The sequence below is a fragment of the Azospirillum brasilense genome (assembly GCF_005222205.1).
Lineage (GTDB): Bacteria > Pseudomonadota > Alphaproteobacteria > Azospirillales > Azospirillaceae > Azospirillum > Azospirillum brasilense_G.
The window spans coordinates 1,665,749-1,683,625 of sequence record NZ_CP032345.1; the positions used below are offsets into that span (position 1 = coordinate 1,665,749).

Sequence of the window (17,877 nt, forward strand, 5' to 3'; positions counted from 1 at the left end):
ACCACGACGGCACGAAGGACACAAAGACGGCACAAAGAGGCTCTACCGCATCCCCGGACCCACCGGCGAAGCGGGAGCTTCTCTGTGCCCCTCTTCGTGTCTTCGCGCCTTTGTGGTGAGGTCGTTTCCAGCCCGGCACAATCGCCTCACCAGCCCACCCGCATCCGGAGTGTCACCGCTTGACCGCCACCGACATGACGATCCCCCCGGCCCGGCTGGGCCGCCTGTCCGCGGGTCTGGCCGGGCTGACCGGATGGCGTCGGCTGCTGGCGGCGGCGGGGTTCGGCGGGCTGGCGGCGCTGGCCCTGCCGCCGGCCGACGCGGTGCCGCTTCTGCTGATCGCCTTTCCCGGACTGCTCTGGCTGCTCGACGGGGCACGGACGAAGCGGCAGGCCTTCGCGGTGGGCTGGTTCTTCGGCTTCGGCCATCATCTGCTCGGCCTCTACTGGATCAGTGCGGCGCTGTTCACCGAAATCGAGCGGTTCTGGTGGGCGCTGCCGCTGTCGGCGGCGGGGCTGCCGATCCTGCTGGCGATGTTCACCGGCTCCGCCACGTTGCTGGTCTGGATGCTGCGGTGCAGGGGGATGGGGCAGGGGCTGTGGAAAGCGGTCCTGTTCGCCGCCTCCTGGGCGCTGTTCGAATGGCTGCGCGGCCATGTCTTCACCGGCTTCCCGTGGAATCTCATCGGCTATGGCTGGACGGGCGTCCTGCCGGTTCTGCAGGGCGTCTCGCTGATCGGCGTCTACGGCCTCAGCCTGCTGACCGTGCTGGTGGCGTCGCTGCCGGCGTCCTTGGCCGATCCGGCGGTGCCGCGCCGCCGCGCCTGGGGGGCGCTGGCCGCCGGGCTGGCGCTGTTCGCGGCGCTGGGCGCCTGGGGCGGGCTGCGGCTGGCCGGGGCGTCGGACGCGACGGTTCCGGGCGTGCGGCTGCGGCTCGTCCAGCCGGCCATCGACCAGCGGCTGAAATGGGCGGCGGGCGAGCGGGTGCGCAACGTCCAGCAGCAGATGGAACTCTCCGTGGCCCCCTCCACGGACTCCATGGCCACCGAGCCGGTCACCCATGTGATCTGGGCGGAGACCGCCGTGCCCCTGTTCCTCGACCAGGACGCCCGCCTGCGTCAGGCGCTGGGCTCCGTCACCCCGCCCGGCGGGCTGCTCATCACCGGGGTGCCGCGCATGGAGGCCGGGCCGGAGGGCGAGCCGCTCTATTACAACAGCCTGGCGGCGGTCGACGGCAGCGGGGCGGTGACGGGGCGCTTCGACAAGTTCCACCTCGTGCCCTTCGGCGAATACATGCCGCTGCGCCGCTGGCTGCCGGTCGGGGCGATCGCCGGCAACGGGGCGGAGTTCTCCGCCGGGCCGGGCCCGGTGTCGCTCGATCTCAAGGGCCTGCCGCCGGTCAGCCCGCTGATCTGCTACGAGGTGATCTTTCCCGGCGCCGTTCTGCCCAGCGGTGACGATGGAGCCGGACGGCCGCGCTGGATGCTCAACCTGACCAACGACGCCTGGTACGGCAACACCGCCGGCCCCCACCAGCATTTTGCCATCGCCCGGACCCGCGCGGTGGAGGAGGGGATGCCGCTGGTCCGCGTCGCCAACACCGGCATCTCCGGTGTGGTGGACTCCCACGGTCGCGTCACCGCCATGCTGCCGCTTGGTCGCAGGGGTGTGGTCGATGCGGCCTTGCCGGAGGCGCTGCCCACCCCCACTCTCTACGGACGAGTGGGCGACGGCGCGTTTGGGTTGCTTCTCTTGACCTGTTTCGCGGTGGGCCTGCGCGCACGACATCGCGGTTAGCGCAACCGAGACTCTTTTTTCAATCACGCGCATCGGGAGCGCTCGGGCGCCCTTGACTGCATACATGGATATGTCGTATCAAGGTTGCACAACTGTTTCAGGGAATTAGAGCAATGCCAGCAACAGAAACGCGGGGCCGCCGGGCCGCTGCCGGCCGCCCCAAGACGGGCAAGCCGAACCCGATCGACGTTCACGTCGGCTCCCGCGTCCGGTTGCGCCGGACCCTTCTCGGAATGAGCCAGGAGAAGCTGGGCGAGGCCATCGGCCTGACCTTCCAGCAGGTGCAGAAGTACGAGCGCGGCGCCAACCGCATCGGCGCGTCGCGCCTGTTCGACCTCAGCCGCGTCCTGGACGTGCCGGTCTCCTTCTTCTTCGACGACATGCCCGCGGAAGCCGCCGCGGCCCCGGTTGACGACGACGAGGGCGCCGCCGCCGGCTTCGAGGAGCGTTCGGGCGGCTACGAGCCCGATCCGATGGCCAAGCGCGAGACGCTGGAGCTGGTGCGCGCCTACTACCGCATCAACGACCCGTCGGTGCGCAAGCGCCTGTTCGAGCTGACCAAGGCCGTTGCCAATTCCGGCATCGTCGAAGCGGCCGAATAACACGGTTTAGAGACCTGAGCCGAACAACCGGAAGCAATCCGGACGGCAGGAAGATTGGGGAACGCGGCCCTCCGGCCCGTTCCCCGATGTCGTTCTAGGGCGAATTTCCGCCGGTCTCCCCCAACCCCAGGGAGATCGCTTGACCTGGAACGCAAAGCTTGTCACATACGGAAAATGACTGGCTTTCCGTGGGTGCTGCGCCGGTCTCCCAATTTGCTTTTGTTGAATAGCCCCCGCCCATTGCCGAGGTTCGTCGTGGCCAAGCTCAACTACGTGTTCACCAGCGAGTCCGTGTCCGAAGGCCATCCGGACAAGGTGTGCGACCGCATCTCCGACGCCATCGTCGATCTGTATCTGTCGCACGATCCCTACGCCCGCGTGGCGGTGGAAACGCTGGCGACCACCAACCAGATCGTTCTGGCTGGTGAGGTGCGCGGGCCGGAGAGCATCACCCCCGACATGCTGGTCCAGGTTGCCCGCGCCGCGGTGAAGGACATCGGCTACGAGCAGGACGGCTTCCATTGGGAGAAGATGGACGTCAAGTGCTTCGTCCATTCGCAGTCCGCCGACATCGCGGTCGGCGTCGACGCCGCGGGTGAGAAGGACGAGGGCGCCGGCGACCAGGGCATCATGTTCGGCTACGCCTGCAACGAGACCCCGGCCCTGATGCCGGCGCCGATCTATTACAGCCACGCCATCCTGAAGTCGCTGGCCGAGGCGCGCCACTCCGGCGCCGCCCCGCAGCTCGGCCCCGACGCCAAGAGCCAGGTGACGCTGCAGTACGAGAACGGCAAGCCGGTGCGCGCCACCGCGGTGGTCGTCTCGACCCAGCACGCCGACGGCCTGACCCAGGAGCAGGTGCGCGAGATCGTCCGCCCGCACGTCCTCAACTGCCTGCCCGCCGGCTGGATGTGCGACGAGGCGAACTTCTACGTCAACCCGACCGGCCGCTTCGTCATCGGCGGTCCGGACGGCGACGCCGGCCTGACCGGCCGCAAGATCATCGTGGACACCTACGGCGGCGCCGCTCCGCACGGCGGCGGCGCCTTCTCCGGCAAGGACCCGACCAAGGTCGACCGTTCGGCCGCCTACGCGGCGCGCTATCTGGCCAAGAACGTGGTCGCCGCTGGCCTGGCCGACCGCTGCACGATCCAGCTCTCCTACGCCATCGGCGTGTCGAAGCCGCTGTCGGTCTATGTCGACACCCACGGCACCGGTAAGGTGGACGAGGACCGGCTGTCGGAGATCCTGCAGAAGCTGGTCGACCTCAGCCCGCGCGGCATCCGCACGCATCTGGGCCTGAACCGTCCGGTCTACGCCCGCACCGCCGCCTATGGCCACTTCGGCCGCGAGGCGGAGGCCGACGGCGGCTTCTCCTGGGAGAAGACCGATCTCGTCAACGATCTGCGCGCCGCCTTCTTCTAAGAGCGGCTTCTTCCAAGACCGGACCCGATGGTCCGGGATGCAGGGGCCAGCCGGCCCCTGCGTTCGTTTTGGGACCCTGCTGTCACGATGACCGACTCCTTCCTGGACTCGTCCAAGAGGCTCTACGGGCGGCGCAAGGGGCGTCCGCTCCGCAAGCGCAAGACCGAACTGCTCGACGGGCTCCTGCCGTCGCTGGAAATCCCGGTGCCGCAGCCGGGCGACCGCATCGATCCCCACGCCCTCTTCGCCAACCCGATGCGGGACGTCTGGCTGGAGGTCGGCTTCGGCAGCGGCCACCACATGGCGTGGCAGGCGGCGAACAACCGCGACGTCGGGGTGATCGGGGCGGAGCCCTTCATCAACGGCGTGGCCGGCCTGCTCAAGCTGGTGGATGACGAGGGCGTGCAGGACAATGTCCGTGTCCTCCCGGACGACGCCCGTCCGCTGCTCGACGCCCTGCCCGACGCCTCCATCGGGCGCGCCTTCGTGCTGTTCGCCGATCCCTGGCCGAAGAAGCGCCATTGGGAGCGCCGCTTCATCGGACCGGACAATCTGCCGCGCCTCGCGCGTGTCCTGAAGGACGGAGCCGAGCTGCGTCTGGCCAGCGACGACATGGGGCTGGTGCGCTGGATGCTGGAGCACACGGTCCGCCACCCCGATTTCGAATGGACCGCCCGCGGCCCGTCCGACTGGCGCCACCGCATCGCGGACTGGCCGCCCACCCGCTATGAGGAAAAGGCCATCGAGGCCGGGCGCAAGCCGGTCTTCCTGCGCTTCATCCGCAAGGCGCGGGGGTAGACACCACCGGCTCGCCATAATGCTCCACCACCGGGAACGGGTCGTAGAAATGGTGGAGCAGGGCCTTCCAGCGGGCGTAGCGGTCGGACCCGCGGAAGCTGTCGGTATGGTCCTCCAGCCTCTCCCAGCGGACGAGCAGAAGGTAGCGGTCGGCCGCCTCCAGGCAGGGCCGCAGGTCCAGCCCGAGGAAGCCGGGAGTCGCCGCGATGAGAGGCTGAGCCTCGGCCATCGCCCGTTCGAAGGCCGGGCCTTGGCCGGGTTTGACCGTCAGGAGAGCCATTTCGAGAATCATGGTGAGCGGCCTCCACGGGCAGTTTTCCGCACGGCGCAAAGGCCGCCGCGGGCTTGACGTTACCCTGGCCGGACCCGCCCACCAAGCGCCGGGCATAGGACCTTGCGGAAAAGCGCTTGCGGCCTGCTCCGGAATGTCTATATTCACCGCATGAACCCATACGGATCGGCGGCTCGGGAAACCGGGCCGGCGGGACGCTTTGCGGGTGGGCTTTGGCCCACTTATTTTTTTATCAGCGTATGGCATCCCCGTGTTGGTCCCAGGGCGCTGTGCCAGGGGAGACCGCGGGGGCGGGTCAGGTGGAATGGAAGCAACCGGTCGTATCGAGCAGATCATCACGCCGTCGGTCGAGGCCATGGGCTACGAACTCGTGCGTGTGCAGTTGACCGGTGGGCAGCGCATGGTTCTGCAGGTCATGGCGGAACGCGCCGACGGCGCGCCCATGACGGTCGAAGACTGCGCCGACATCAGCCGCGCGATCTCCGCGGTGCTCGACGTTGAAGATCCGATCAAGAGCGCCTACACGCTGGAGGTCAGCTCGCCCGGCATCGACCGGCCGCTGACCCGTCTGAAGGATTTCGAGCGTTTCGCCGGTTTCGAGGCCAAGCTGGAGACCCGGCTCGCCGTCGATGGCCGCAAGCGCTTCAAGGGCATGCTGAAGGGCGTCGAAGACGGCCTCGTGTGCATCGAATCGGAACAGGGAGCCGCCCGGCTGGAGTTCGACAACATCCTGCGCGCCAAGCTGGTCTTGACGGATGAACTGATCCGCGCCAGCCAGGGCCAGGGTTGACGGCCGCTCCGGGCTTCACTCGAAGAACAAACGCCAGTCCAGGAAGTGTGACGGATGGAACTGCTGCAAGTCGCTGACGCGGTTGCCCGCGAAAAGAACATCGACCGGGACGAGGTCCTGGAGGCGATGGAGCAGGCGATTCAGAAGGCCGGGCGCTCCAAGTACGGCCACGAGCACGACATCCGCGCCCGCATCGACCGCAAGACGGGCGACATCCACCTGACCCGCCACCTGGAGGTGGTCGAGGCGGTGGAGAACGAGGCGACCCAGGTGACCCTCGCCTACGCCCAGCGCCGCAAGCCCGGCGCCCAGGTCGGCGACTTCCTGGTCGATCCGCTGCCGCCCATCGACTTCGGCCGCATCGCCGCCCAGACGGCCAAGCAGGTCATCGTCCAGAAGGTCCGCGACGCGGAGCGCAAGCGCCAGTTCAACGAATACAAGGACCGCACCGGCGAGATCGTCAACGGTCTGGTCAAGCGCGTCGAGTACGGCAACGTCACCGTCGACCTGGGCCGCGCCGAAGCGATCCTGCGCCGCGACGAGCTGCTGCCGCGCGAGCATTTCAAGAACGGCGACCGCGTGCGCGCCTACATCTACGACGTGCGCGAGGAAGCGCGCGGCCCGCAGATTTTCCTGTCGCGCACCCATCCGATGTTCATGGCGAAGCTGTTCGCGCAGGAAGTGCCGGAGATCTACGACGGCATCATCGAGATCAAGGCGGTCGCCCGCGACCCGGGCTCGCGCGCCAAGATCGCGGTGATCAGCAACGACAGCTCCATCGACCCGGTCGGCGCCTGTGTCGGCATGCGCGGCAGCCGCGTCCAGGCGGTCGTCGGCGAGCTGCAGGGCGAGAAGATCGACATCATCCAGTGGAACCAGGAGCCGGCGACCTTCATCGTCAACGCCCTGGCCCCGGCCGAGGTCGCCAAGGTCGTGATGGACGAGGACAACAGCCGCATCGAGGTGGTGGTGCCCGACGACCAGCTGTCGCTGGCCATCGGCCGCCGCGGCCAGAACGTGCGGCTCGCCACCCAGCTCACCGGCTGGGACATCGACATCCTGACCGAGCAGGAGGAGTCGGAGCGCCGCTCGGACGAATTCCGCACCCGCTCGCAGCTCTTCATGGAAGCGCTGGACGTGGACGACGTGATCGCCCATCTCCTGGTCGCCGAAGGCTTCACCTCCGTGGAGGAGATCGCCTACGTCGAGACCGAGGAACTGGCCGAAATCGAAGGCTTCGACGAGGACGTGGCGGAGGAGCTGAAGCAGCGCGCCCTCAACTTCCTCGACGAGCAGGACGTCCGCATGACCGAGAAGCGCCAGGCGCTCGGCGTCGAGGACGCGGTGGCGGAAGTCACCGGCTTCAGCCCGACCCTGCTGGTGAAGCTGGGTGAGAACGGCGTGAAGACGATGGACGACCTTGCCGATCTCGCCGCGGACGAGCTGCGGGACATTCTCGGCAAGGAGGCCCCGACGGAAGACGAGGCCAACGAGATCATCATGGCCGCCCGTGCCCACTGGTTCGACGGCGAGGAAGGCGCGCCCACCGCGGCGCAACCCTCGGCGGACGACCAGGCGGCGCAGAGCTGAGCCAGGACTTAGGACGCACAAACGGTACGGATGGTTGGGCTGAGCGACAGGAACGAACAGACTCCGGCGGACGGTGAACCGGACGGCCTCGCGGCCGAAGGGGACGCGCTGCTGCCGGCGGACCTGGAAAAGGGTCCGCTGCGCCGCTGCATCGCCACCGGCACCGTGCAGTCGAAGGACGGCATGATCCGTTTCGTGGTATCACCCGACGGCGAGATCGTGCCCGATCTGGAGGAACGGCTTCCGGGCCGCGGCCTCTGGCTGTCGGGGGACAAGGCGGCCTTCACGAAGGCCGTCGCCAAGAACATGTTCGCCAAGGCGGCGCGGCGCGCGGTGCGCGTTCCGCCCGATCTGGCGGAGCGGCTGGAGAGATTGTTGGAACGGCGGTGCCTGGATGCCTTCGGGCTGGCGCGCCGGGCCGGGCAGGCTCTGGCCGGATACGAAAAGGTGCGCGAGGCGCTGAAGACCAACCAGGTCGGACACGCCGGACCGCCCTATCTGCTGGTCGAGGCCAGCGACGGTTCGCCCGACCAGCGGGGCAAGATCACAGCGCTGGCGCCGGATATGCCGGTCGTGGACCTGTTCGACGCCGCGGCGATGGCCGCGGCCCTGGGACGGGAAAACGCCGTGCACGCGGTGGTGGCGCGCGGGAAGCTGGCCAAGGCATTGGCACGCGACTCCGCGCGTCTCAAGGGTATCAAAGGCTTTGTCGCCGGCTCTCCGCCGGCCGGCCACGTAAGCAACGTCTGACCATTCGGGAACCGATGACCGACAGCAACGACCAGGACCAAAAGAAAGTCTTGCACCTCTCCGGCTCCGGCAAAGGGAAGCTGGAGCTGAAGAAGCCGGTCGAGACCCAGGTCCGGCAGAGCTTCTCCCATGGCCGGTCGAAGCCCGTGACCGTGGAGGTCAAGCGTAAGCGGGCCGTGGAGAAGGGCGCCCTGCCGGGCGTGGCCGACGGCGGCGCCGCCGCGCGTCAGGCCGCCCAGGGCATTCCCGTCCGCGGCGTGCCGGGCCAGCGCCAGCGCGGCGGCGGCGGTGCCGTTCGTCAACTGACCAACCAGGAACGCGAAGCGCGCATCCGCGCTCTGCAGGGGGCGGCCGAAGACAACCGCCGCCGCGCCGAGGAGGAGGCCGAGGCCGCCGTTCTCGCCGCCGAGGCCGCCGCCCGCGCCGCCGAGGAGGCGGCCTCCCAGCCGGCCCCGGTGGTCGAGGAGGAGCCGGAGATTCTCGACGCCGAGACTCTGCGCCAGCGCGAGCTGGCCGAGCTGCGCGGCATCGAGGAGGCGGAGCGCGCCAAGGCCCAGGAGGCCGAGCGCCGCCGCCAGGAAGAGGAAGCCAAGCGCAAGGAGGCCGACGAGGCCAAGCGCAAGGACACCGAGCAGACCCGTCCGCAGGGTGCCGGCGCCCGTCCCGCCGCCGGCGGCGCCGGTGCGCGCTCCGCGGCCACGACGGAGGCTCCGGCCGCCCGTGGCCCGGGGGCTCCGGCCGCTCCCCGCTTCGGCGAGGAAGAGGACGACCGCCGCGGCAAGCCCGGGAACAAGAAGGCGCCGGCACCGGCTCCGGTCCGCAAGGCCGCTCCGGGTGCCGACCGCCGCAAGGGCTCCAAGATGACCGTCTCGCAGGCGCTGAGCGACGAGGGTGGTGAGCGCACGCGCTCGCTGGCCGCCGTCCGCCGTGCCCGTGAGCGCGAGCGGCTCCGTCAGATGAGCCGTCAGGAGACGCAGAAAGTGACCCGCGACGTCGTGCTGCCCGAGGTCATCACCGTCCAGGAGCTGGCGAACCGCATGGCGGAACGCGGCGCCGACGTGATCAAGCAGCTCATGCGCATGGGCGTGATGGCCACCATCAACCAGACGATCGACGCCGACACGGCGGAGCTGATCATCGCCGAGTTCGGCCACCGCGTGCGCCGCGTGTCGGAGGCGGACGTCGAGGTCGGCCTGCGCCTCAACGACGATGCGGAAACGGCGCTGGTGCCGCGTCCCCCGGTCGTCACGATCATGGGCCACGTCGACCACGGCAAGACCTCGCTGCTCGACGCCCTGCGCCAGACCGACGTGGTCAGCCGGGAGGCCGGCGGCATCACCCAGCACATCGGCGCCTATCAGGTGCAGCTGGAGTCGGGTGCGAAGATCACCTTCATCGACACGCCGGGCCACGCCGCCTTCACCGAGATGCGCGCCCGCGGCGCCAACGTCACGGACGTGGTCGTGCTGGTCGTCGCCGCGAACGACGGCGTCATGCCGCAGACGATCGAGGCGATCCATCACGCCAAGGCCGCGAAGGTTCCGATCATCGTCGCCATCAACAAGATCGACCTTCCCGACGCCAAGCCGGACCGCGTCCGCCAGGAACTGCTCCAGCACGAGCTGGTCGTGGAAGAGCTGGGCGGCGACATCCAGACCGTGGAAGTGTCGGCCAAGGCCAAGCGCAACCTGGACAAGCTGGAGGAGGCCATCCTCCTGCAGGCGGAAATCCTGGAGCTGAAGGCCAACCCGGAGCGCACCGCCGAGGGCGTCGTGGTCGAGGCCAAGCTGGAGCGCGGCCGCGGTTCGGTCGCCACCGTGCTGGTCCAGCGCGGCACGCTGAAGGTCGGCGACGTCTTCGTCACCGGCTCGGAATGGGGCCGCGTCCGCGCCCTGGTCAACGACCGCGGCCAGAGCGTCGAGCAGGCCGCCCCGGCCAGCCCGGTCGAGGTGCTTGGCCTCAACGGCACGCCGCTCGCCGGCGACGACTTCACCGTCGTCGAGTCGGAAGCCCGCGCCCGCGAGATCGCCGAGTTCCGCCAGCGCAAGAAGCGCGAAGCCGCCAACGCGGCGTCGGCCCGCGGCTCGCTGCAGGACATGTTCAGCCGCATCCAGGCCGGCGAGGCCAAGGAACTGCCGGTCGTCATCAAGGGCGACGTGCAGGGCTCCATCGAAGCGATCTCCAACGCCCTGGAGAAGCTCACGGCGGAGAACACCGAGGTCAAGGTCCGCGTGCTGCACGCGTCGGTGGGTGCGATCAACGAGTCCGACATCACGCTGGCGAACGCCTCCAACGCGATGGTCATCGGCTTCAACGTCCGCGCCAACCCGCAGGCCCGCGACATGGCCAAGCGCGACGGCGTCGAGATCCGCTACTACTCGATCATCTACAACGTGATCGACGACGTGAAGGCGGCCCTCACCGGCATGCTGTCGCCGACCCTGCGCGAGCGTTTCATCGGCTACGCCGAGATCCGCGAGGTGTTCAACATCACCAAGGTCGGCAAGGTCGCCGGCTGCATGGTCACGCAGGGCACCGTCAAGCGCGGCGCCGGCTGCCGCCTGCTGCGCGACAACGTCGTCATCCACGAGGGCACGCTCAAGACGCTCAAGCGCTTCAAGGACGAGGTCAAGGAAGTGCGCGAGGGTTACGAGTGCGGCATGGCCTTCGAGAACTACGACAACATCCTGGCCGGCGACATCATCGAGGCCTTCGAGATCGAGGAGGTGGCGCGCGAGCTGTAAGCCCGCCGCCGCACCCCGGCTCTCGGACCGGCCAGAGATGACATTACAGATGACAAGGGCGCCCGTGCGCCCTTGTCGCGTTTTCGCGGAGGGGCGGATCCCTCCCGCACCGCATTCGGGATCGACAGCATGAGAAAGAAACACGATCTGGCCGGAAAGCCGCCGTCCCAGCGCCAGCTCCGCGTCGGCGAGGAAATCCGCCACGCCCTGGCCGACCTGTTCCGGCGCGGCGACTTCCACGACCCCGAACTGGCGGACCTGAACGTCACGGTGACCGAGGTGCGGATCAGCCCGGATCTGCGCAACGCCACCGCCTTCGTTACCCCGCTGGGCGGCGGGCACATGGACGAGACGCTGTCGGCCCTGCGCCGTGCCGCTCCCTTCCTGCGCGGCCAGATCGCCCGCGTCATCAACCTGCGCCACGCCCCGACGCTGAGCTTCGAGGCCGACACCTCCTTCGACTACGCCGGGCGCATCGACGCCATCCTGCACAGCCCGGCGGTCGCCCGCGACGTCGGCTACCGCTCGCTCGCCGACCGCGTGAACGGCGACGACGACCATGACGACGAGGACGACGGCTGGGACGAGGAGGACGAGACCGAGACGGACGACCTCGACGACGATGAGGACATCGACGACGAGGACGACGATGAGGATGAAGGCAACGGCGGCGAGGGCGAGGGGCGCCGTGGCTCGTAAGCGCAAGGGCGAGCCGATCCACGGCTGGATCGTGCTGGACAAGCCGGCGGGGATGACCTCGACGCAGGCGCTGTCCAAGGTGCGCCGCCATCTGAACGCGGAAAAGGCCGGGCACGGCGGCACGCTGGACCCCATCGCCACCGGCATCCTTCCCATCGCGCTGGGCGAGGCGACCAAGACCGTCTCCTACGCCATGGACGGCGAGAAGACCTACCGCTTCACCGTGGCCTGGGGCACCCGCACCACCACCGACGACCGCGAGGGCTCGGCGGTGGAGACCTCCGCGGCGCGTCCCGACGCCGAGGCGATCCGCGCCGCTCTGCCCGGTTTCCTCGGCTTCGTCGAGCAGATCCCGCCGCAATACTGCGCGCTCAAGATCAACGGCGAGCGGGCCTACGACATCGCCCGCGAGGGCGAGGTGGTGGACATCGCCCCGCGCACCGTGCGCATCGACCGGCTGGAGCTGATCGAGATTCCGGACGCCGACCACGCGGTGCTGGAGGTGGATTGCGGCAAGGGCACCTATGTCCGCTCCATCGCCCGCGACCTCGCCGAACGGTTGGGGACGGTGGGGCACATCCGCGATCTGCGACGCCTGCGCGTCGGGTCCTTCACGCTGGACGGGGCGATTTCCCTGGACGATCTGACCGCGATGGAGCAAGGTGCCGCGGTCGAAAGACTTCTGCTGCCGATCGAGACCGCGCTGGACGACATCCCGGCGCTGGCCCTGACGGACGCGGAAGCGCACCGACTGAAGCACGGCCAGACGGTGGCACTCCTCACCCGGCAGGACCGCGAACGCCTTACGGCGCTGCGCGGCGATGTTGGTGGGGATGGCACCGTCATTGCGCTTTTCGGCGGCAAGCCGGTGGCGCTGGCGCGCGTGGAGGGGGCGGAGGTCCGTCCGGTGCGCGTTCTCAACCTATGAACGATGGAGACCCCGATGTCGATCACGCCCGATCGCAAGCAGGAACTCATTAAGGACTATTCCCGCGGCACCAACGACACCGGTTCGCCCGAGGTCCAGGTCGCGATCCTGTCCGAGCGCATCCGGAACCTGACCGAGCACCTGCAGGGCCACAAGAAGGACTTCCACTCCCGCCGTGGTCTGCTGGTGATGGTCGGCCAGCGTCGCCGTCTTCTCGACTATCTCAAGAAGAAGGACAACAGCCGCTACGCCACGCTCATCGAGCGTCTGGGCCTGCGTCGCTGATTTCCAAAAGGCGTCCGTCCTGGTGACCGAACATCCGTCCCGATCCGCGCTCGATCCGCCGCACCGCCTTCCGGTGCACCGGGGAGCGTCGCGCCGGTCGGGACGTTCGGTTGTTCGCGAAGGTATGTTCTAGTCAGACGGCCGGCCCGGACCTTCCGGGACCGGCCGTTTGATTTTTTTAGCCCTTTTCGGGTTTTGCCCTTTGTTGGGTTTTCACATGCGGGGTCCGACGACCGATGACCCCGGCTTAGGCCAGCAATCCGGCGGGCCTAGGCGTCGGATGGAAGGAAGAATCCATGTTCAAAGTTTTCCGCAAAGAAATCGAATGGGGTGGACGCAAGCTGACGTTCGAGACGGGCAAGATCGCCCGTCAGGCCGACGGCGCGGTGCTGGTCACCTATGGTGAGACCACGGTCCTCTGCACGGTCGTCGGCGCCAAGTCGCCGAAGCCGGGCGTCGATTTCTTCCCGCTGACGGTCAATTACCAGGAAAAGGCTTTCGCGGCCGGCAAGATTCCCGGCGGCTTCTTCAAGCGTGAAGGCCGCCCGACGGAGAAGGAGACGCTGGTCAGCCGCCTGATCGACCGCCCCATCCGTCCGCTGTTCGCCGATGGCTTCCGCAACGAGACGCAGGTCATCTGCACCGTGCTGAGCCACGATCTGGAGAACGATCCGGACATCGTCGCGATGGTCGGCACCTCGGCCGCGCTGACGATCTCCGGCATCCCGTTCCTGGGTCCGATCGGCGCCGCCCGCGTCGGCTACATCGACGGCCAGTATGTGCTGAACCCGACCATGGACGCCGTTGACGGTTCCGCGCTCGACCTCGTGGTCGCCGGCACCCGCGACGGCGTGCTGATGGTCGAGTCGGAAGCCCAGGAGCTGACCGAGGAGGTCATGCTCGGCGCCGTCGTGTTCGGCCACACCGGCTTCCAGCCGATCATCGACGCCATCATCGACCTCGCCGAGGAATGCGCGAAGGAGCCGTGGGACCTGCCGGCCCCGGCCTACGACCGCCCGGCCCTGAAGGCGAAGCTGCGCGAGACCGTCGGCGCCGACGTCGAGGCCGCCTACACCGAGACGGTCAAGCAGGTCCGCTACGAGAAGATCGGCGCCGCCAAGGCGAAGGCGCTGGAGTCGCTGGCCGAGTCCTTCGAGACCCAGGCCATCGCGACCGAGTTCAAGGAGCTGGAGGCCGACATCCTGCGCGGCGCCGTCCTGAAGACCGGCCGCCGCATCGATGGTCGCGACACCAAGACGGTCCGCCCGATCGTGTCGGAGGTCGGCGTGCTGCCGCGCGCCCACGGTTCGGCGCTGTTCACCCGCGGCGAGACGCAGGCCCTGGTCGTCACCACGCTGGGCACCAGCCAGGACGAGCAGATCATCGACGCGCTGGAAGGCGAGTACCGCGAGCATTTCATGCTCCACTACAACTTCCCCCCGTACTCGGTGGGCGAGGCCGGCCGCATGGGCTCGCCGGGCCGCCGCGAGATCGGCCACGGCAAGCTGGCGTGGCGCGCCATTCACCCGCTGCTGCCGAAGAAGGAGGACTTCCCCTACACGCTCCGCGTGGTGTCGGAAGTGACCGAGTCCAACGGCTCGTCGTCGATGGCGACGGTCTGCGGCACCTCGCTGTCGCTGATGGACGCCGGCGCGCCGCTGCCGCGCCCGGTGGCCGGCATCGCCATGGGCCTGATCAAGGAAGACGACGGCTTCGCGGTCCTGTCGGACATCCTGGGTGACGAGGATCACCTGGGCGACATGGACTTCAAGGTCGCCGGCACCGAGAAGGGCATCACCGCCCTGCAGATGGACATCAAGATCACCTCGATCACCGAGGAGATCATGAAGATCGCCCTGGGCCAGGCCAAGGACGGCCGCCTGCACATCCTGGGCGAGATGTCCAAGGCGCTGACCGGCGCCCGCGAGGCGGTGAACGAGAACGCCCCGCGCATCACCGTGATCAACATCCCGAAGGAGAAGATCCGCGACGTGATCGGCTCCGGTGGCAAGGTGATCCGCGAGATCGTGGAGCAGACCGGCGCCAAGATCGACATCGAGGACGACGGCACGGTCAAGGTCGCCGCGGTGGACACCAAGGCCGCCCAGGCCGCCATCGACTGGATCAAGGGCATCGTCGCCGAGCCGGAAATGAACGTGATCTACACCGGCAAGGTCGTGAAGGTCGTTGATTTCGGCGCCTTCGTGAACTTCCTGGGCTCCCGCGACGGCCTCGTCCACATCTCCGAGCTGGCGCAGCAGCGCGTCGGCAAGGTGTCGGACGTGGTGTCGCAGGGTGACTCGGTGAAGGTGAAGGTCATCGGCTTCGACGACCGCGGCAAGGTGAAGCTGTCGATGAAGCAGGTCGACCAAGCCACTGGCGAAGACCTGACCAAGAAGGACGGCCCCGCCGCCTGATCCTTCTTCCCCGCATAAGCGGGAATGGTACTTCTCTCCCTCCCCTGCGAAAGCGGGGGAGGGTCGGGGAGGGGGCAAGGCGCCGAAAGGCGCCTTTTTCTGTATCTGGCCCCCTTACAGCCGCCCCGCCCCGAACGTGTCGCAAGCGTTCAGCTCGCCACGCTCCAGACCGGTGCGGAACCATTGCACCCGTTGGGCGGAACTGCCGTGGGTGAAGCTGTCCGGCGTAACCGTGCCGCGGGACTGGCGCTGCAGGCGGTCGTCGCCGATGGCGCTGGCCGCCGCCAGGGCCTCCTCGACGTCGCCGGGCTCGATGATCTGGCGCTCTCGGTTGGCGTGGTTGGCCCACAGGCCGGCGAAGCAGTCGGCCTGAAGCTCCAGCCGTACCGACAGCCCGTTGGCCTCGGCCTGCGATCCGGCCTGCCGCTGGGCCTGCTGCACCCGGTCGGAAATGCCCAGCAGGTTCTGCACATGATGGCCGACCTCATGGGCGATCACATAGGCCTGGGCGAAGTCGCCCGGCGCGCGGAAACGGTCGCGCAGGTCGCGGTAGAAGCTGAGGTCGATGTACACCTTGCGGTCCTGCGGACAGTAGAAGGGACCCATCGCCGCCTGGGCGAAACCGCAGCCCGAATCCACCGTGCCGGAGAACAGCACCAGCGCCGGGTCCTGGTAGGTCCGCCCGATCTGCTGGAACTGGGCGGCCCAGGTGTCCTCCGTGTCGGCGAGGACGACCGAGACGAAGCGCTTCAACTCGTCGTCGCCACCGCCGCGCGGGGCGTCGGACTGCTCGTAACGGGCCTGCTCCTGCGGCGCCGTGCCCTGCAGCAGGTCCAGCGGGTTGATGCCGAGCAGAAGCGACACCACCACGATCACCGCCAGCCCGCCGATGCCGATCCCGCCGCGCCCGATGGGGATGCCGATCCCGCCGGTGCGGAACCCGCCGCTTCCAGGCGCGCCGCGCCGGTCCTCGACATTCTCGCTCTCGCGACCGTCCTGCCACCGCATCGCCCATTCCTCCCCCGACGCATTGCCAGAGGAAAACCGGCGAGGGGCACGGCTGTTCCGGCGCTCCGCCGGATGCGTCAACCGCGCGCTTGACCGCAAGCGGGGCCGTGCCATTTCCTAAGGCATGAACCACCGCTCCTTCGTCCCGACGGAACCCGCAACCGACACCGGCCCGCTGCCCTTCCGCGTGCACTGGTGGCAGGCTCTGGTCTTCTGGCTGCTCACCAACACCTACGGCGTGTTCGAGAGGGGCGGGGAGCCGTTTCCCGGCTATCAGCCCTCGCCGCTGCAGCCGCCGGGCTGGGCCTTTCCCGTCGTCTGGTTCAGCATCAGCCTGATCCAGCTCTGGGGCTGCGTGCGGCTGCTGAACGCGCCCTGGACGATCCGCTGGCGCCCGGCGCTGATCGGCATGCAGGGGGCGCTGTGGCTGCTCTACGCCAGCTTCGGCTTCGCCTATTTCACGATGGGCAGCCCGATCCTGGCGGCGGCCTGGACCATCGCCTACTTCATCATCGCCTCGACCTGCGTGCTTCTGGTCTGGCCGGACGACCGCGCCATCGCGGCGAGCTGGCTGCCGCTGGTGCTGTGGACCGGCTTCGCCTCCATCGTCGCCGTCCATGGCGTGGTCCTGAACCCGGACCCGCTGTTCGGGCTGGGGCCGGGGCTGGGGACGCGCTGATCAGCCGCGGTAGCGGTGCGTCGCCCCGGTGAAGTCCTCCGCGAGATAGCCGCCCTCGCCATCGGGCCGCACCCAGCCCGGCGCGGCTGGGGCCTTGCCGTGCCCGCCGGGGATATCCAGCACATAGGTCGGCTGGCAGAGACCGGAGACGCGCCCGCGCAGCCCCTTCACCAGCGCCTGCCCCTCGGCCAGGGTCGGGCGGAAATGGCTGGTGCCGGCGGCGAGGTCGGGATGGTGCAGGTAATAGGGCTTGATCCGGTTGCGCACCAATCCCCGGAACAGCGCCTCCAGCGCCGCCGCCTCGTCGTTGATGCCCTTCAGCAGCACCGTCTGGCCGAGCAGGGGAATGCCGGCATCGGCCAGACGGGCGATGGCGCCGCGCGCCGGCTCCGTCAATTCGTCGGCGTGGTTGACATGGATGGCCATCCAAGTCGCCAGCTCCGGCGCCTTCAGCGCCTCGACCAGCTCCGCCGTCACGCGCGCCGGGTCGGCGACGGGGATGCGGGTGTGCAGCCGGACCACCCCGACATGGGGAATATCCGACAGGCTGCGGACAATGTGCGACAGCCGCCGCGGCGACAGCAGCAGCGGATCGCCGCCGGTCACCACGACCTCCCACACCTCGGGGTGTGTACGCACGTACGCCAGCGCGGCGTCCAGCTCCTCGGGCGACAGGGCCTCGCCGCCGGGACCGACCATTTCCCGCCGGAAGCAGAAACGGCAATAGACCGCGCAGGCGTGCAGCGGCTTCAGCAGGACCCGGTCCGGGTAGCGATGGACGATGCCCTTCACCGGGCTGCGCGCCACGTCGCCGATGGGGTCCGCGCGCTCCTCCGGAGCGGTGTACGCCTCCTCCGGAGAGGGGACGTACTGCGCGTACAGGGGATCGCCGGGAGCGGCGTCCGCCAGCGTTTCCAGCAGGTACGGGGTCAGGGCGATGGCGTAGCGGTCGGCCACGGCGGCCACGGCCTCGCCCGCCGCGGGCGTCATCAGCCCGGCGGCCACCAGATCGGTCACGCTGTGGGCTGCCTTCATCGCTCGTTCCCGATCCGCCGCTTTGCGCCTATCATGAGA

The 17,877-nt window shown here is 68.7% G+C and carries 16 protein-coding genes; 13 read left to right on the forward strand and 3 right to left on the reverse strand.

The features are described from left to right. Positions 1 to 179 precede the first annotated feature (179 nt). The 4 genes from lnt (at position 180) to trmB (ending at position 4,621) form a co-directional block, all read left to right on the forward strand. Positions 180 to 1,796, forward strand: a complete 1,617-nt coding sequence (gene lnt, locus D3869_RS08100) for an apolipoprotein N-acyltransferase (protein ID WP_137139631.1) — start codon at positions 180 to 182, stop codon at positions 1,794 to 1,796. A 113-nt stretch (positions 1,797 to 1,909) separates the two neighbouring features. Continuing rightward, on the forward strand, positions 1,910 to 2,398 hold the full coding sequence (locus tag D3869_RS08105) for a helix-turn-helix domain-containing protein (protein WP_137139632.1): 489 nt from the start codon (positions 1,910 to 1,912) through the stop codon (positions 2,396 to 2,398). Between the two features lie 255 nt (positions 2,399 to 2,653). Next, complete coding sequence (gene metK / locus D3869_RS08110) at positions 2,654 to 3,823, forward strand: methionine adenosyltransferase (RefSeq protein ID WP_137139633.1); 1,170 nt, start codon at positions 2,654 to 2,656, stop codon at positions 3,821 to 3,823. 87 nt (positions 3,824 to 3,910) lie between these two features. Continuing rightward, the gene (gene trmB / locus D3869_RS08115) at positions 3,911 to 4,621 is read left to right on the forward strand and encodes a tRNA (guanine(46)-N(7))-methyltransferase TrmB (protein ID WP_137139634.1); all 711 of its coding nucleotides are present in this window, start codon (positions 3,911 to 3,913) and stop codon (positions 4,619 to 4,621) included. Here the strand turns inward: trmB and D3869_RS08120 are convergent. Further along, positions 4,599 to 4,913 (reverse strand): antibiotic biosynthesis monooxygenase family protein, encoded by a 315-nt coding sequence (locus tag D3869_RS08120; protein ID WP_137139635.1) that lies wholly within the window; start codon positions 4,911 to 4,913, stop codon positions 4,599 to 4,601. The two genes, trmB and D3869_RS08120, sit on opposite strands and share 23 nt — an antisense overlap. 304 nt (positions 4,914 to 5,217) lie before the next feature. On the opposite strand from D3869_RS08120, the gene rimP reads away from it, so the two are divergent. The 8 genes from rimP (at position 5,218) to pnp (ending at position 15,116) form a co-directional block, all read left to right on the forward strand. Further along, positions 5,218 to 5,703: a ribosome maturation factor RimP gene (rimP, locus tag D3869_RS08125; RefSeq protein WP_094301442.1), complete on the forward strand. Its 486-nt coding sequence runs from the start codon at positions 5,218 to 5,220 to the stop codon at positions 5,701 to 5,703. 54 nt (positions 5,704 to 5,757) lie between these two features. After that, positions 5,758 to 7,293 (forward strand): transcription termination factor NusA, encoded by a 1,536-nt coding sequence (gene nusA / locus D3869_RS08130; RefSeq protein ID WP_137139636.1) that lies wholly within the window; start codon positions 5,758 to 5,760, stop codon positions 7,291 to 7,293. A 30-nt stretch (positions 7,294 to 7,323) separates the two neighbouring features. After that, entirely contained in the window at positions 7,324 to 8,043 is a 720-nt protein-coding gene (locus D3869_RS08135) for an RNA-binding protein (RefSeq protein WP_137139637.1), read from the forward strand. Between the two features lie 14 nt (positions 8,044 to 8,057). Then, positions 8,058 to 10,787, forward strand: coding sequence for a translation initiation factor IF-2 (infB, locus tag D3869_RS08140; protein WP_137139638.1), 2,730 nt, complete (start codon positions 8,058 to 8,060; stop codon positions 10,785 to 10,787). Between the two features lie 129 nt (positions 10,788 to 10,916). Continuing rightward, positions 10,917 to 11,486: a 30S ribosome-binding factor RbfA gene (gene rbfA / locus D3869_RS08145; protein WP_137115328.1), complete on the forward strand. Its 570-nt coding sequence runs from the start codon at positions 10,917 to 10,919 to the stop codon at positions 11,484 to 11,486. Beyond that, positions 11,476 to 12,414, forward strand: a complete 939-nt coding sequence (gene truB, locus D3869_RS08150; protein ID WP_137139639.1) for a tRNA pseudouridine(55) synthase TruB — start codon at positions 11,476 to 11,478, stop codon at positions 12,412 to 12,414. The genes rbfA and truB overlap by 11 nt, the downstream gene beginning before the upstream one ends. 15 nt (positions 12,415 to 12,429) lie before the next feature. Then, complete coding sequence (gene rpsO, locus D3869_RS08155) at positions 12,430 to 12,699, forward strand: 30S ribosomal protein S15 (protein ID WP_035670129.1); 270 nt, start codon at positions 12,430 to 12,432, stop codon at positions 12,697 to 12,699. A gap of 296 nt (positions 12,700 to 12,995) precedes the next feature. Then, positions 12,996 to 15,116, forward strand: coding sequence for a polyribonucleotide nucleotidyltransferase (pnp, locus tag D3869_RS08160; RefSeq protein ID WP_137139640.1), 2,121 nt, complete (start codon positions 12,996 to 12,998; stop codon positions 15,114 to 15,116). A 114-nt stretch (positions 15,117 to 15,230) separates the two neighbouring features. Here the strand turns inward: pnp and ypfJ are convergent, their stop codons facing one another. After that, on the reverse strand, positions 15,231 to 16,124 hold the full coding sequence (gene ypfJ / locus D3869_RS08165) for a KPN_02809 family neutral zinc metallopeptidase (protein WP_137139641.1): 894 nt from the start codon (positions 16,122 to 16,124) through the stop codon (positions 15,231 to 15,233). Positions 16,125 to 16,248: 124 nt separating this feature from the next. Between ypfJ and D3869_RS08170 the strand changes: the two genes are divergently transcribed. After that, the gene (locus D3869_RS08170) at positions 16,249 to 16,803 is read left to right on the forward strand and encodes a TspO/MBR family protein (protein WP_137139642.1); all 555 of its coding nucleotides are present in this window, start codon (positions 16,249 to 16,251) and stop codon (positions 16,801 to 16,803) included. On the opposite strand, the gene D3869_RS08175 is transcribed toward D3869_RS08170, so the two are convergent. Continuing rightward, positions 16,804 to 17,838 (reverse strand): lysine-2,3-aminomutase-like protein, encoded by a 1,035-nt coding sequence (locus D3869_RS08175; RefSeq protein ID WP_137139643.1) that lies wholly within the window; start codon positions 17,836 to 17,838, stop codon positions 16,804 to 16,806. Positions 17,839 to 17,877 lie beyond the last annotated feature (39 nt).